The following is a 12,722-nucleotide window of genomic DNA, read 5'->3' on the forward strand; positions in this document are numbered from 1 at the left end:
GCACGCCGCGTTAATCCGGCGCCTTTACCGAAACGATACCGACGCGATACCGACGTGCTGCAGACGCAATGCCGAAGCGGTTTTTCGTTTTTAACCAATGCCTTGCACGGCGATTCGCAGGCTCAGCCCATTTTCTTCCCCGGCGGGTCGAACGGCAGGAACTCGACTGCGCTCTGTTTCACGGGGGCCGGGAAGAGTTTCATCAGGTTCAGGATCTCGGGCGGCATCCCCACCGTCACTTCCAACCCCAGATCATGTGCCTCCGCCGGGGTCAGCGCATAGTCATGGGTCCACGTCCCCGAGGCCAGCTTGCGCGCCAGCGCCTCGGCCTCATCGCGCTTCATGCGCGGCGTCATGATCTCCACCGCGCCCCGTGTCACCTGGTTGATCGCCTTGTCGCTCACATCCGCCAGCACAAGCGCCACATCCGACACATGCTCGATCGGCTTCGCATCCCGCGCCGCCACGATAGACGCCGCCGAAATCCCCATGATCTGCGGGTCGATCGGCCCCAGCATCGAGAACTCGCCCATCACGATTTCATCCGCCGCAAGCGCGATGAGCGTGCCCCCCGACATCGCATAAATAGGAACAAAAACAGTGACTTTCGCGGGATGGGCCTCGACCGCGCGGGCGATCTGCATCGCCGCGATGACCAGCCCGCCGGGGGTGTGCAACACCAGGTCGATGGGTTTGTCGTCCGGCGTCGCCTTGATCGCCGAGATGATCGATTGCGCATCCTCGAGGTCGATCATCCGCGAGACATTGACCCCGAACAGACTGCGCTTTTCCTGCCGGTGAATCATGGTGATCACCCGGCTGCCCCGCTTGCGCTCGATGTTGCGGATCGCCTGTTCCCGCCGGAACCCGAACACCCGTCCGGTCAGTATCGGTTGCAGGATCATCACTATGAAAACAATAAAGAAAAGGGTCGAAAGGTTGAATTCCATGGTCTCTCCGGATCGGATTTGCGCCGCGGGTCTCACAAACTGTCGCAGCAATGGCGCGGGTTGTGAATTGAAAAAACCGTTGATCTGGGGCAAACATCTGGACGGGCACACGGGTCCGGACCATCAAGGCGGGAACAAACCCGCACCGCACCCGGCAAAAGAGGCGTGTAAAATGAAACAGGCGATTATTCTTGGTTTGGTGGCACTTCTGGCAGGCTGCGGCGGCGGCGGTGACCGCTCGCGCAGCAGTGGCGGTTTTGCAGGGGCGAAGCCTTTTGCCGCGGGGCCGATCAGCCAGGCCTGCATGGTCTCAGGCCGCTCCGCGCGCTCAAGCGCGCTTTGTGGCTGCATCCAGGCGGCGGCCAACCAGACCCTCAGCACATCACAACAACGCCGCGCCGTGGCCTTCTATACCGACCCCCACAGCGCCCAGGAAATCCGCCAGTCGGACCGCTCCTCGGACCGTAGCTTCTGGCAGGCCTACAGGGCTTATGGCGACCGCGCCGAAAGGCTGTGCCGCTAGGGAAATGCGCCCGGCTCAGGACTTGAGCCGGTAGCCCCGTGCGAACATCCGCCACGCAATGAACGCGACCGCCAGAACCGAGCCGACCCCGACCGCCAGCCCCAGCCACGGCGAGCTGTCCGACACCCCGATCATGCCATAGCGCACCCCGTCGATCATGTAGAAGATCGGGTTGAAATGCGTGATCTCATTCAGGACCGGAGGCAGCGCCTGAACCGAATAGAAGGTGCCCGACAGGAAGGCCAGCGGCGTCACGATGAAGTTGGTGATCGCGGCCATCTGGTCGAATTTATTGGCAAAAACCCCCGCCACCATGCCGATCGCCGACAACAGCGCGGCGCCCAGCAGGATGAAGGTCAGCATCCATACCGGATGCGCGGGCACGATCCCCAGCACCACCAGCAGCCCCAGGGCCACGGCAAGCGCCACGATCAGGCCACGCCCGACTCCGCCTGCCATGTATCCCAGCACCATCTCGACGGGGCTGAGCGGCGGCATCAATGTGTCCACGATATTACCCTGCACCTTCGAGATCACGATCGAGGACGAGGTATTGGCGAAGGCGTTCTGGATCACCGTCATCATCAGGATCCCCGGCGCGATGAAGGTGGTGAAATCGACCCCCATCACATCGCCACGGCGCGGGCCGATCGCAATCGAGAAGATCAGCATGAACAGCCCCGCCGTGACCAGCGGCGCCAGTAGGGTCTGGGTCCAGACGGCCAGGAAACGCTGCACCTCGCGCGAGGCCAGAGTGTAGAGTCCCAGCCAGTTCACGTATCCGAAGCGACGTGTGCCCATATCGGTGATTTCGCTCATGCTGTTCCTCCGTTCGCGGGTGATTCGATGCCTTGTAACTTACCGGTGAGTGATTAGAATAGGGGCGACTACGGATAATGCAGGGCGGCGCGGGCAACCGGCCGCCTTTTGAGATAGGAAACAACCATGTCCTGGAGCGACGAACGCGTCGAACTGCTGAAGAAATTATGGGGCGAGGGCCAGTCCGCCAGCCAGATCGCCAAGGAACTTGGCGGCGTCACCCGCAACGCCGTGATCGGCAAGGTGCACAGGCTGGGCCTGTCGAACCGCAACGGCTCGGGTGCAAGCGGGACCGACAGCGCAGCAAAGGCCAAACCAGCGCCCAAGTCCGAACCCAAGGCCAAGCCCGCCAAGCCTGCAGCCAAACCCGCACCCAAGCCCGCGCCCGAAGCGAAAGAACCCGCAAGCCCCGCGCCCGCGGCGCCCCCCGTTTCGCGCGCCAAGCAGATCATCCCGGCGGGGCAGCCCCTGCCGCCACAACCTTCGGCAAACGAGATCGACCCGGCCGCATTGGCCAAGGTCAGCGAGATCGAAAAGAAAGCCAAGCGGTTGACACTGATGGAATTGACCGAGCGCACCTGCAAATGGCCCGTCGGCGACCCCGCGACCGAAGATTTCTGGTTCTGCGGTCTGCCGGTTCAGTCGGGCAAACCTTATTGCGAAGCCCATGTCGGCGTCGCCTTCCAGCCTATGAGCAGCCGGCGCGACCGCAAAAGATAACTCCCGCGCTGCTGACAACGCTATGATCCCGGAAAGCGTGCCCTGCCCTGCAGAGCACGCTTTTCCTTTTATTCGAACAGCTTGAACATTTCTTTCTTCAGCTCGTCCTCGACCTTGTCGCGGATCGCGTCCTCGGTCGACTGGCCCTCCTCAACGGAAAGCCCCAGTTCTTTCTCGAGCTTGCGGTCCAGTCTCCGTTTGGCCTTCGCCTTGAGCTCTTTCTTTTCTTCCTTGAAGTTGAGGTCGATCGCCGCTTCCAGATCGGGCTGGATGCGCGGGCTGGCCCATGGACCACGGATACGCACCGGAATCGCCAGGCCCTTTCGGTTCTCACCCTCCAGAAGGGCCGGCGTGAAGGTATAATCGATATCGCGCGCTCCAAGTCCGATGCGCCCCTCGCCACTGGCCTTGGCCAGCGGCAGGCTCATGGCCAGATCCTTGTTGAAGAGGTTGCCTTGTTTCATGGTGAAACTGGCGTTCAGGCTGTCAAAGACCGTCGTGCCGCCACTGACATCGCCCGAGCGCATGAGCCTGTCCAGGTCGATCCCCGAGATCACGCCCCGTCCTGTGCCAAGTGACCCTTTCCCCTCGAGGCTGTTCATGATGGCATGTAGCGACTGACCTACGCCCAGGAAATCGACCTTGCCGTCGGCCTTGGCCGAAAACCGAGATATATCAATGGCATCCGTCAGGAATGTTTCAAGATTGATGCCGTTAGCCTTCATGTTGCCACCCACCGAGAGGCCTGAACGGTTGTTCATGACGAACTCGCCCGTGACCAGCCCGTCATAGGCGCGCAATTCACGCAGCTCGAACACGAGGCGCGCATTGGTTAGGGTCATAAGCACACGGGTCTTGCCAAGCGCCAGATCGCCCATATCGACGCTGTTGGCCACAAGCGCCACCTCGGCATCCGCCAGCCCAAGCGCACTGGCGTCGATCTTGGTCTTCGGCCAGCCATCGCTTGGCGCGTTGCCCCCACCAGAGCCGCCACCGCCCTTGCCGGATGCGCCCGAACCGCCGCCCCCGGCCCCTGCATCATCACCTGCTGCCAGCGCCGAAAGATCCAGCGCGCCGGCGTTCAGCTGCATGTTGAGCCGTGGCTTGTCGCCCCCGAGGAACACGTCAGCCGCGCCGCTCAACCGGTTGTCGTCAAGCGTCAGGGACGTTTCACGCAACGAAAGGCGCATATCCTGCGAAACCGTAAGGTCCGTATCCAGCACGATGGCACGTCCCAGCCCGCGGGGAATATCGACACCCGATACTCCAAGCGCCGCCAGGAAACCGACCGTGTCGCCGATATCCGCGCGAAGCTTTCCACCCAGTTGCGGCTGTGTACTGGCGCGCCCGTCAAAGGACAGGCTGCCGCCCTTCGCCGCAAAATCCGCTTTGAGGCCAGACACACCGCCGTCGATGAAGGTGACCACCTGAGACAGTTGTCCCGAGACCCGGATGGTCTCGCTGGCATAGCGGGCGGATGCCTCGAATGTCGCGGCCCCCTCGTAGTCCGGCCAGCGCAGGTCAAGGTCGATATCCGAAAGGGCCACATCGTCGCTGGTGCCATGATCCACATAGCGCAGATTCGCCTTGGAGATCAGTGCCCGGTCCAGCGTCAGCGCAAGCCGCTCGGAGCGCGCGGGCTCAGTGGCGCCGCTAGAGCCACCGCCAGCGCCGCTTCCATTGCCACCCGATTGCCCCGAAGGTGCGACACCCTCGACACCCAACTCCCAGTTGACGCGCCCATCCGAGGCGCGTTCCAGCAGGATCCTGGGGTTTACCGCTTCCAGCCCGGTGATCCGGATCTCGCCGCCAAACAGCGCCGCAGGTTCCACCCCGATCTTGAGGCTTTCGGCCTCCAGCATCGGGCCGGACTTGGACCATCCCGCATTGGCGACGATCACCTCGCCGGTGCTCACCCCCAGAACCGGATACAAGCTTATCTTGGTTTCGCCGCTCATGGTCACGTCGCGACCGGTGGCATTGCTGATCTGCTCGGCGGCGATCTTTGCGATCCTGTCGCCCGGCAACATCAACAGCGACACCACCACAACCACGACCAGAACGATCACAAGTCCTGTCAGGCGCACCAACCACCGCATCACGAAACCCCTGTCTTGCCTGCTTGGAAATGTAATGGGCGGTACAGCTGCGAACAACCGCTTTTCCCTTCCCGCGAGGCGTGCGCTGAACTATATGCCCGCCATGAGCACCAATCCCCCCGACCTGCGGCCCGACCTGGCCCGCGCCCGCATCAGCGAAACCAACCGTGCCGGCCAGCCGACCATAGGCATGGTCTCGCTGGGATGTCCCAAGGCGCTGGTCGACAGCGAACGAATCCTCACACGGCTGCGGGCCGAGGGCTATGGAATCTCGCCCGACTATTCGGGGGCTGATGCGGTGATCGTGAATACCTGCGGTTTTCTTGATTCCGCCAAGGCCGAATCCCTCGAGGCGATCGGCGAAGCGTTGAATGAAAACGGCAAGGTCATCGTGACCGGCTGTCTGGGCGCTGACCCGGCCTATATCACAGGGACTCATCCCAAGGTTCTGGCGGTGACCGGCCCTCATCAATACGAACAGGTGCTCGACGCGGTGCATGCGGCGGTGCCGCCCGCACCCGACCCCTTTGTGGATTTGCTACCCGCAAGCGGCGTAAAACTGACCCCGCGCCATTACAGCTATCTCAAGATTTCCGAGGGCTGCAACCACAAGTGCCGGTTCTGCATCATCCCGGACATGCGCGGGCGACTGGCCAGCCGCCCGGCACATGCTGTGCTGCGCGAGGCCGAAAAGCTGGTCGAGAACGGTGTGCGCGAACTTCTGGTGATCAGTCAGGACACCAGCGCTTACGGCGTCGATATAAAGCACGCCGAGGCCAAGGGCCACCGCGCCCATATCACCGATCTTGCGCGCGATCTTGGCAGCCTGGGGGCCTGGGTGCGGCTGCACTATGTCTATCCCTACCCGCATGTGCGCCAGCTTGTGCCATTGATGGCCGAAGGGCTGATCCTGCCCTATCTGGACATCCCCTTTCAGCATGCCCATCCCGATACGCTCAAGCGCATGGCGCGCCCCGCGGCCGCCGCACGGACACTGGACGAGATCGAGGCCTGGCGGCGCGATTGCCCCGATATCACGCTGCGTTCCACCTTCATCGTCGGCTACCCCGGCGAAACCGAGGATGAGTTCCAGACCCTTCTGGACTGGCTTGACGAGGCACAGCTCGACCGGGTCGGCTGCTTCAAATACGAGAATGTCGCGGGCGCGCGTTCGAATGACCTGCCCGACCATGTGGACGACCATCTCAAGCAGGACCGTTGGGAGCGCTTCATGCAAAAGGCGCAGGCGATTTCCGAGGCGAAGCTGGCCGCCAAGCTCGGCACCTCCCAGCAGGTCATCGTGGACGATATTGACGAGGACGGGATCGCCACCTGCCGGACCAAGGGCGATGCGCCCGAGATCGACGGCTGCCTGTTCATCGACGAAAGCACCGAGCATCTGTCAGTGGGCGATATCGTGACCGTGGAGGTGGACGAGGCCGGGGAGTACGACCTCTGGGGGCGCCTTGTCGCGAAGGCTTGAGCGATGACGCAAGGTCAACGGGCATTTTCCGCGCCGGTCTGTTATCATTCTTTCGTTCACCTTTAAGTGTCACACCGGAGGCATGACCGACTTGTCCTATCCTGAATACAGCCGCGCCGAGCGCATTGCGGACGGTGTGGTCCATGTGGTCGGCATTTGCGCGGCCGTCACCGGCGTTGCGATGCTGTTCGCGCTTTGGGCCTTTCAGATGGACGGGCCGACACTGGCCGCGACAATCCTTTATTGCGCGGCGCTGATCGTCATGCTGACCGCCTCGGCCGCCTATCACATGGCGGCCTACACGCCCGCGCGCCCTATCCTGCGGCGGCTGGACCACGCCGCGATCTACGTCAAGATCGCAGGAACCTTCACGCCACTTGGCGTCATTCTGGGCAGCGCATTCGGTTATGTGGTGCTGACCGTCGTCTGGGTCTGCGCCCTTTTCGGCGCGGCGACGAAACTGATGGCGGCGCGCGGCGAGATGACGACCGGCTGGCTGCCCTATGTGGCGCTTGGATGGGCGGGGCTTGCGCTGCTGGTGCCGCTTGCCGGGGTGCTGCCGGTGCTCAGCATCGCCATGATCGTCGCCGGCGGGTTGCTTTACACCGGCGGGGTCACGTTCTATTGCTGGGAAAGCCTGCGCTTTGCCAATGCGATCTGGCACCTGTTCATCGTCGTGGCCTCGAGCTGTTTTTTCATCGGCATCTGGACTGCGCTCATCCAGGTCACTTAGGGCACTGAGCCAGGTTTCGCACCGGGCCTTAACAGCCCTGGCGCGCACGGTTAGGCTGTTCCTTGCCAAAACGAGGAGGCCCGCCATGATCCATGTGAGCACAACCTGCCCTGATCTCGACAGCGCGCGGATGCTGGCCTGCACCGCCTTGCAGGCCCGTCTTGCGGCATGCGCCAATATCACGCCGGGCATGCGCAGCCTGTTTCACTGGCGCGGCGCGATCGAGGAAAAAGAGGAAGTCGGCCTGACCCTCAAGACCCGCATCGCACACCGTCAAAGTCTTATGGACCTGATCGAAGACGAGCACCCCTGCGACTTGCCCGTCATCACATGGGAAGAGATTGGCGCAGGGTCTGACGCGGAAGCCTGGGTATCGGAGGAAACCGGCGGCGACTGATCATCGCGCCGACCCGACGCGCCCCGCTTAATTCTCCATCCGATCGGCCAGTGCATTGAGCGCTTGGGCATTCCGGCAATGATCGGGCGCAGCACCCGAGGTCTCGGCTGGCGTGGCCAACCATGCCTCACAGATTTCGACATGCGGGCATTTGCGGCATCGGGTCACCATTTCAGCATAATCCCGCGCAGTCAGATGCCCTTGCGTCATTGCCTCCGAAAGGTTCAGATTCATGGCCCGCGCGACCGATCGCGTCAGCCAGAAATGCAATGTCGGATCCCCGAGATATCTCACTTGAGCATTCATGAGAATTTTGCCTTCCGTTCGTCGCGCAACCATCTGAAATCCATCCGGTTCCGACAACCCGGCGGCGGCTCGCTGCCTGCTTCGCGGTTTCGCAGGCAATCTTCGCAGGCATCGACATTCCGGCAGGCGCGACAGGAGGCGACCATCGCCGCCCATGACCTGCTATCAAGCCGTCCATCGCGAAACGCCCTGACAAGATCAACGCCCGCCAGACGCGCCATGTCCAGAACCAGCCAATAATGCCGTCGCATATCGCCCAAGGGTGACATTTCAGGCCCGCTTTCCTGCTTTCAAACGCTCGAACATTTCCCGGTTCCGGCAAATCGGAGGCGGCGCATCAGCCCCGCCGGCGAATGCCTCCAACCATATTTCACAGGCACCAGAGCAACAGCAGCCCGTGCAGTTCAGCACCGCATCGCTGACGCCATTGAAATCCAACTGGCCTTCCATGACTTTCTCTTCGAGATCAATTCCGATGGTGCTGGCCATCCGGTCGACCAACGCCGCGTGGCGGCGGAATGTAGCGGTCTCTGGCATTGGGACCTCCCATATTGTCGGCGCATGTGAAAGCAGCGCCGACCAAAAGGCTATCGCACCTTCGCGGAAACGACCTTGACCTGAGTCAACCGCACGCGCGCGCCCCGAGATAGGCGCGCACGCAGTCCTGAACATGGCGAAACCGGTCGCCCCCAAGATGCTTTCCGCCATACCAGCGGGTCACGACGATCACGTGATCCATCAGGCCTTCGCGTTCCAGCATGCGCAGGATCACCATCCCGGCCCCGGATTCGCCGTCATCATTCTTGAGGGGCGTGCCATCCGACAGAAGCGCCGCCCAACTGTTATGCGTTGCCTTGGCGAATTTCTTGTCACGCTTGAGAGTCTTCAGGAAAGCGTCAATCCCTGACTTGTCTTCGACGGGTCCGCCGGAAACAGCGTATTTCGACCCCCGGTCGCTGATCACACCCGTCAGTTGCCGCATCAAAGCTGCGCGTTGACCCTGCGCACGGTCTCGATCCGCTGCGCATTTGGCGGGTGCGTTCCAAGGAACCGGTCGCCGGGATCAGGAATGCGCGTGAAGAACGCAGCGCCCCGGACCGGATCATAGCCCGCGCGCTTGGCGATGATGGTGCCAAGCGAGTCCGCCTCCAGTTCGTAGTTCTTCGAGTAGCTGCGCGCGCCGACCGTCGCCCCGAGATCCGAGGCAGTTCGCACCGCATCCGTCCCGACGCCTGAAAGCGTCGCAAGCCCGCCCAGCAGGATCGCACCTGCCGCGGCGTTCTGCTGCTGGCGGGGGATGTGTCCGGCGATGTGGTGGGCCGCTTCGTGGCTTAGAACAAAGGCCAGTTCATCGCGGTTTCGCGCCTCGGCGATCATGGCCAGCGTGAAGGCGATGATCGGCCGACCGTTGCGATCAAGCGTCTGGTAGGCGTTCACCGGCTGACCGGGCCGGTCATCGACGACAATGCGGAAATCGCAATTCGAGTTTGGCCCTGTCTGCGCGCGGCAAACCTGCTCGGCCACCGGCTCGACCGACTCGACGACCGCCACGAACTGAGCCACCTTGGCCCGCGTCGGCATGGCCGGGGCCGAAGCGGCTGCCTTGGCCGGTTGCCCAGATGGGCGTTGCGGCTCGACCGACGAGACACAACCGGCAAGAACAGTCATGAAGAAAAGGGCAATCCAGCGCATCGGGATCCTCGAAACAGACTTTCGAACCCATCATCTAGCAGGTTTCAGGTTTCCTGACAGCCCTGTTCGCGCCAAGATCGGTGCAGTTGCAAAGACCTGCCAACCCTATAGGGTGAAGAGATGTTTTCAATTGAGCATGAATTCGACTCAACCGTCATCACGCTGGTGGACGAGGGCGAGGCGCCGCTTCAGGAGGACGTGATCGTCAACGCCTTCGAAGAATGCGTCACGATCGAGCAATATGACGCCCGCACTGACCGGGTTCAGACCATCACCTTGTCGATGGTGCAGGTCCGCGACCTTGGCGCGGCGCTGAACCTGCCCGAAGGGGTCTATACGCTGCGCCCCGATCAGAAACCCTAGCGCGCCTGGCCTTCGGTGATCTCGAACAGCTTGTCGCGCGATTTATGGCCCCGCACCAGTATCAGCCGCGACTTGGAAAGGCCAAGCGCCTTGGCCAGCAGTTTCTGTACCGCCGCATTTGCCTTGCCATCCTCGGGGGGCACCGTCACGTAAATGCGGATCGCCCCGGCCTCTTCAACCAGACGCGCGCGCGATGCTTTGGGTATCACGCGGACGGCAATGCGGGCGCCGGGCTGAGCGAGGTGAAAAAGCGGCGATGCGGTCATGGCGATGGCATAGCGTGCATTGCGCGGTTGCGCCAGATACTCGGCCGGGGGTTGACCCGCTGCGCCGCTGCGCCGACATGTAAGCGCGACACTCCAGATGGACAGGACACTCATGGCCGATCAGACCCCACCCGCCCTCGCGTTTCTGCTGCGCCGCCGCTCATGTCCGGCCAAGACCCTGGGCCTGCCGGTGCCCGAAGGCGATGCCTTGCTGCAATTGCTGACCGCCGCCGCACGCTGCCCGGACCATGGAAAGCTAGAACCCTGGCGCTTTATTGTCCTTGAAAACAAGGCACTTGCGCGTCTTGGCGAACTGGCGGCGGCAAGGGGGCTGTCGCTGGGGCGCGACGAGGCCGAGATCACGAAAGGACGCCAGCAATTCGACGACAGCCACCTGGCGGTGGCGGTGATCGAGGTGCAGAAAGAGTCCGACAAGATCCCGCCGATCGAACAGACATATTCGGCCGGCGCGGTCTGCCTGTCGCTGCTCAATGCGGCATTGGCGGCGGGTTGGGGGGCCAATTGGCTGAGCGGCTGGCCCGCGCATGACCGCGCATTCGTCGAGACCGGCCTTGACCTGGAAAGCCATGAACGCGTGGTCGGCTTCATCCATATCGGCACCCCGAGAGCGACCCCGCCCGAGCGGCCAAGGCCCGATCCGGAACAGATCATAACATGGATGTCAGAATGATTTTAACGTCTTTTTTCAAAGCCTTGACACAGCTTGGCGATCCGCGTTTCCGGGCTGTTCTATGGCGTGGGATAGGGCTGACGCTCCTGTTGCTGGGGGCGCTGACGGCGGTGCTGGTCTGGGGGGTCGGATGGTTGGTCGGGGATGCGGTGACGCTGCCGTTGCTGGGCGAGGTGCAATGGGTGGACAACGTTCTGAGCTGGGCCTTTCTGGCGCTGATGATCGTTCTGTCGGTGTTCCTGATGGTGCCGGTCGCGTCGGGCGTGGTGTCGATGTTTCTTGACGAGGTCGCCGAGGCGGTGGAACACCGCCACTACCCAACCCTGCCCAAGGTCGCGGGCACGCCGCTGAAGGATGAGATCATCGACGGCCTCTCGGCCATGGGCGTGCTGATCGTGGCCAACATATTGGCAATTCTGCTGACCCTCATACTACCCATAGCGGGTTTGCCGGTATTCTTCGCGGTCAACGGATACCTCTTGGGGCGCGAGTATTTCACCGTCGCGGCGATGCGGCGGGTGGGGCGCAAGCGGGCGCTGGAGTTGCGGCGGCGTCACGGGGTCACGATCTGGCTGGCGGGTGTGCTGATGGCGGCGCCGCTGATGGTGCCGATCCTGAACCTAGTGGTGCCGATCCTGGGGGCGGCGACCTTTACCCATATTTTCCACCGCTTGCAGGCCAAGGCGGGCGAATCGGCCCAAGCCCCCGGTTAACAAGGAAAATCCGGCTTCGGCATCGTGTCGGCATGACGTCGGTATCACGTCGGTATCGCGCACCGCAGGGGCATGGCGTTAACAGCGCGTACGTACAAAACCACGCCCCATTTCGTACAAGGCGCGCGGCCCTATTCCTTGTCGCTTTCGCTATACCACATACTGCCGCCCGGCCCCATGCGTTCGAACATGTCGATATCGCGCACCGTGATGACACCCGACAGGATCGCACCGCCGATAACCCCCCAAAGCGCCGCAGCGATCGCGGTGGTGATCACGGCCTTCTTCTTGAGATTGTGATGTTCGGGGGACCCGGCATGCGTGCCCGGCACGATCTTTTTCAGATCGCCCTGCGTCTGGATGCGGATCGGGATCACGATGAGGAAGGTCAGGAACCAGAGCACCATGAAAAGGACAATGGCAGAGGCGATGCTCATCAGACCTGCTCCAGTTCGACCAGCGTGCCCTGGAAATCCTTGGGATGCAGGAACAGCACCGGCTTGCCATGGGCGCCGATCTTGGGCTCGCCATTGCCCAGAACCCGCGCGCCGCTGGCCTTGAGCTTGTCGCGGGCGGCGATGATGTCCTCGACCTCGTAGCAGACATGATGGATTCCGCCGGAAGGGTTCTTTTCGAGAAAGCCATTGATCGGGCTGTCATCGCCCAGCGGGTAAAGCAGTTCGATCTTGGTATTGGGCAATTCGATGAAGATGACGGTGACGCCGTGATCGGGCTCGTCCTGCGCCTCGCCGACATTGGCGCCGAGCGCATTGCGATAGAGATCCGCGGCGGCGTCGAGATCCGGCACGGCGATGGCGACATGGTTGAGGCGTCCGATCATGGTCCACTCCTGCTTGGCGTTTCGACCTGTTATGGGGGCGCGGGCCACGCGAGGCAAGCGACAGGGCGACGCAACCCGTCCATTAACCAATCGTTATCCCTGATCGGGCTAGCCTGATTCCACCTT

At 62.3% G+C, this 12,722-nt stretch carries 19 protein-coding genes; 8 read left to right on the top strand and 11 right to left on the bottom strand.

Annotation, left to right across the window (positions count from 1 at the left end; all coding sequences use genetic code 11):
- Positions 1-122: 122 nt before the first annotated feature.
- Entirely contained in the window at positions 123-950 is an 828-nt protein-coding gene (locus N5A93_RS12765) for an SDH family Clp fold serine proteinase (protein ID WP_268955495.1), read from the bottom strand.
- A gap of 172 nt (positions 951-1,122) precedes the next feature.
- Here N5A93_RS12765 and N5A93_RS12770 point away from each other — a divergent pair, with 172 nt between their 5' ends.
- Positions 1,123-1,473, top strand: coding sequence for a hypothetical protein (locus N5A93_RS12770; protein ID WP_268955496.1), 351 nt, complete (start codon positions 1,123-1,125; stop codon positions 1,471-1,473).
- A 15-nt stretch (positions 1,474-1,488) separates the two neighbouring features.
- Here the strand turns inward: N5A93_RS12770 and N5A93_RS12775 are convergent, their stop codons facing one another.
- Entirely contained in the window at positions 1,489-2,292 is an 804-nt protein-coding gene (locus tag N5A93_RS12775; protein ID WP_268955497.1) for an ABC transporter permease, read from the bottom strand.
- A gap of 126 nt (positions 2,293-2,418) precedes the next feature.
- Here N5A93_RS12775 and N5A93_RS12780 point away from each other — a divergent pair, with 126 nt between their 5' ends.
- The gene (locus N5A93_RS12780) at positions 2,419-3,012 is read left to right on the top strand and encodes a GcrA family cell cycle regulator (RefSeq protein ID WP_268955498.1); all 594 of its coding nucleotides are present in this window, start codon (positions 2,419-2,421) and stop codon (positions 3,010-3,012) included.
- A 68-nt stretch (positions 3,013-3,080) separates the two neighbouring features.
- On the opposite strand, the gene N5A93_RS12785 is transcribed toward N5A93_RS12780, so the two are convergent.
- Positions 3,081-5,111: an AsmA family protein gene (locus tag N5A93_RS12785; RefSeq protein ID WP_268955499.1), complete on the bottom strand. Its 2,031-nt coding sequence runs from the start codon at positions 5,109-5,111 to the stop codon at positions 3,081-3,083.
- Between the two features lie 103 nt (positions 5,112-5,214).
- Here N5A93_RS12785 and rimO point away from each other — a divergent pair, with 103 nt between their 5' ends.
- From rimO to cutA, 3 genes are all read left to right on the top strand, one after another.
- The gene (gene rimO, locus N5A93_RS12790; RefSeq protein ID WP_268955500.1) at positions 5,215-6,594 is read left to right on the top strand and encodes a 30S ribosomal protein S12 methylthiotransferase RimO; all 1,380 of its coding nucleotides are present in this window, start codon (positions 5,215-5,217) and stop codon (positions 6,592-6,594) included.
- An 82-nt stretch (positions 6,595-6,676) separates the two neighbouring features.
- Positions 6,677-7,327, top strand: a complete 651-nt coding sequence (gene trhA, locus N5A93_RS12795; RefSeq protein WP_268955501.1) for a PAQR family membrane homeostasis protein TrhA — start codon at positions 6,677-6,679, stop codon at positions 7,325-7,327.
- An 85-nt stretch (positions 7,328-7,412) separates the two neighbouring features.
- Positions 7,413-7,724, top strand: coding sequence for a divalent-cation tolerance protein CutA (cutA, locus tag N5A93_RS12800; RefSeq protein ID WP_268955502.1), 312 nt, complete (start codon positions 7,413-7,415; stop codon positions 7,722-7,724).
- 27 nt (positions 7,725-7,751) lie between these two features.
- Here cutA and N5A93_RS12805 read toward each other — a convergent pair whose 3' ends face one another.
- The 5 genes from N5A93_RS12805 to N5A93_RS12820 all read right to left on the bottom strand — a co-directional run bounded on the left by N5A93_RS12805 (position 7,752) and on the right by N5A93_RS12820 (position 9,722).
- On the bottom strand, positions 7,752-8,063 hold the full coding sequence (locus N5A93_RS12805; protein WP_440590576.1) for a DUF6455 family protein: 312 nt from the start codon (positions 8,061-8,063) through the stop codon (positions 7,752-7,754).
- Positions 8,027-8,299, bottom strand: coding sequence for a DUF6455 family protein (locus tag N5A93_RS19570; protein ID WP_372920850.1), 273 nt, complete (start codon positions 8,297-8,299; stop codon positions 8,027-8,029). Before N5A93_RS19570 ends, N5A93_RS12805 begins: the two co-directional genes overlap by 37 nt.
- Position 8,300: 1 nt before the next feature.
- Complete coding sequence (locus N5A93_RS12810) at positions 8,301-8,567, bottom strand: DUF6455 family protein (protein ID WP_268955504.1); 267 nt, start codon at positions 8,565-8,567, stop codon at positions 8,301-8,303.
- Between the two features lie 85 nt (positions 8,568-8,652).
- Positions 8,653-9,012: a YigZ family protein gene (locus N5A93_RS12815; protein WP_268955505.1), complete on the bottom strand. Its 360-nt coding sequence runs from the start codon at positions 9,010-9,012 to the stop codon at positions 8,653-8,655.
- Positions 9,012-9,722: a M48 family metallopeptidase gene (locus N5A93_RS12820; RefSeq protein WP_268955506.1), complete on the bottom strand. Its 711-nt coding sequence runs from the start codon at positions 9,720-9,722 to the stop codon at positions 9,012-9,014. The genes N5A93_RS12815 and N5A93_RS12820 overlap by 1 nt, the downstream gene beginning before the upstream one ends.
- Positions 9,723-9,842: 120 nt before the next feature.
- On the opposite strand from N5A93_RS12820, the gene N5A93_RS12825 reads away from it, so the two are divergent.
- Complete coding sequence (locus N5A93_RS12825) at positions 9,843-10,085, top strand: DUF8831 family protein (protein WP_268955507.1); 243 nt, start codon at positions 9,843-9,845, stop codon at positions 10,083-10,085.
- Here N5A93_RS12825 and N5A93_RS12830 read toward each other — a convergent pair.
- The gene (locus N5A93_RS12830; protein WP_268955508.1) at positions 10,082-10,351 is read right to left on the bottom strand and encodes a DUF167 domain-containing protein; all 270 of its coding nucleotides are present in this window, start codon (positions 10,349-10,351) and stop codon (positions 10,082-10,084) included. The two genes, N5A93_RS12825 and N5A93_RS12830, sit on opposite strands and share 4 nt — an antisense overlap.
- Positions 10,352-10,463: 112 nt before the next feature.
- On the opposite strand from N5A93_RS12830, the gene N5A93_RS12835 reads away from it, so the two are divergent.
- The gene (locus N5A93_RS12835) at positions 10,464-11,042 is read left to right on the top strand and encodes a nitroreductase family protein (RefSeq protein ID WP_268955509.1); all 579 of its coding nucleotides are present in this window, start codon (positions 10,464-10,466) and stop codon (positions 11,040-11,042) included.
- Positions 11,039-11,755: an EI24 domain-containing protein gene (locus N5A93_RS12840; RefSeq protein ID WP_268955510.1), complete on the top strand. Its 717-nt coding sequence runs from the start codon at positions 11,039-11,041 to the stop codon at positions 11,753-11,755. The genes N5A93_RS12835 and N5A93_RS12840 overlap by 4 nt, the downstream gene beginning before the upstream one ends.
- A gap of 131 nt (positions 11,756-11,886) precedes the next feature.
- Here the strand turns inward: N5A93_RS12840 and N5A93_RS12845 are convergent, their stop codons facing one another.
- On the bottom strand, positions 11,887-12,192 hold the full coding sequence (locus tag N5A93_RS12845; RefSeq protein WP_268955511.1) for a DUF1467 family protein: 306 nt from the start codon (positions 12,190-12,192) through the stop codon (positions 11,887-11,889).
- Positions 12,192-12,596 (bottom strand): methylmalonyl-CoA epimerase, encoded by a 405-nt coding sequence (gene mce / locus N5A93_RS12850; protein WP_268955512.1) that lies wholly within the window; start codon positions 12,594-12,596, stop codon positions 12,192-12,194. Before mce ends, N5A93_RS12845 begins: the two co-directional genes overlap by 1 nt.
- Between the last annotated feature and the right edge of the window lie 126 nt (positions 12,597-12,722).

Source organism: Roseovarius salincola (genome assembly GCF_026891095.1).
In the GTDB taxonomy this organism is placed as follows: Bacteria; Pseudomonadota; Alphaproteobacteria; order Rhodobacterales; family Rhodobacteraceae; genus Roseovarius; species Roseovarius salincola.

Coding starts and splice junctions, on each gene's coding strand:
- mce (WP_268955512.1), bottom strand. CDS start 12,596: ATGATCGGACGCCTCAACCATGTCGCCATCGCCGTGCCGGATCTCGAC.
- N5A93_RS12835 (WP_268955509.1), top strand. CDS start 10,464: ATGGCCGATCAGACCCCACCCGCCCTCGCGTTTCTGCTGCGCCGCCGC.
- N5A93_RS12845 (WP_268955511.1), bottom strand. CDS start 12,192: ATGAGCATCGCCTCTGCCATTGTCCTTTTCATGGTGCTCTGGTTCCTG.
- N5A93_RS12815 (WP_268955505.1), bottom strand. CDS start 9,012: ATGCGGCAACTGACGGGTGTGATCAGCGACCGGGGGTCGAAATACGCT.
- trhA (WP_268955501.1), top strand. CDS start 6,677: ATGACCGACTTGTCCTATCCTGAATACAGCCGCGCCGAGCGCATTGCG.
- N5A93_RS12810 (WP_268955504.1), bottom strand. CDS start 8,567: ATGCCAGAGACCGCTACATTCCGCCGCCACGCGGCGTTGGTCGACCGG.
- rimO (WP_268955500.1), top strand. CDS start 5,215: ATGAGCACCAATCCCCCCGACCTGCGGCCCGACCTGGCCCGCGCCCGC.
- N5A93_RS12805 (WP_440590576.1), bottom strand. CDS start 8,063: ATGGTTGCGCGACGAACGGAAGGCAAAATTCTCATGAATGCTCAAGTG.
- N5A93_RS12765 (WP_268955495.1), bottom strand. CDS start 950: ATGGAATTCAACCTTTCGACCCTTTTCTTTATTGTTTTCATAGTGATG.
- cutA (WP_268955502.1), top strand. CDS start 7,413: ATGATCCATGTGAGCACAACCTGCCCTGATCTCGACAGCGCGCGGATG.
- N5A93_RS12770 (WP_268955496.1), top strand. CDS start 1,123: ATGAAACAGGCGATTATTCTTGGTTTGGTGGCACTTCTGGCAGGCTGC.
- N5A93_RS12780 (WP_268955498.1), top strand. CDS start 2,419: ATGTCCTGGAGCGACGAACGCGTCGAACTGCTGAAGAAATTATGGGGC.
- N5A93_RS12785 (WP_268955499.1), bottom strand. CDS start 5,111: ATGCGGTGGTTGGTGCGCCTGACAGGACTTGTGATCGTTCTGGTCGTG.
- N5A93_RS12830 (WP_268955508.1), bottom strand. CDS start 10,351: ATGACCGCATCGCCGCTTTTTCACCTCGCTCAGCCCGGCGCCCGCATT.
- N5A93_RS12825 (WP_268955507.1), top strand. CDS start 9,843: ATGTTTTCAATTGAGCATGAATTCGACTCAACCGTCATCACGCTGGTG.
- N5A93_RS19570 (WP_372920850.1), bottom strand. CDS start 8,299: ATGTCACCCTTGGGCGATATGCGACGGCATTATTGGCTGGTTCTGGAC.
- N5A93_RS12820 (WP_268955506.1), bottom strand. CDS start 9,722: ATGCGCTGGATTGCCCTTTTCTTCATGACTGTTCTTGCCGGTTGTGTC.
- N5A93_RS12840 (WP_268955510.1), top strand. CDS start 11,039: ATGATTTTAACGTCTTTTTTCAAAGCCTTGACACAGCTTGGCGATCCG.
- N5A93_RS12775 (WP_268955497.1), bottom strand. CDS start 2,292: ATGAGCGAAATCACCGATATGGGCACACGTCGCTTCGGATACGTGAAC.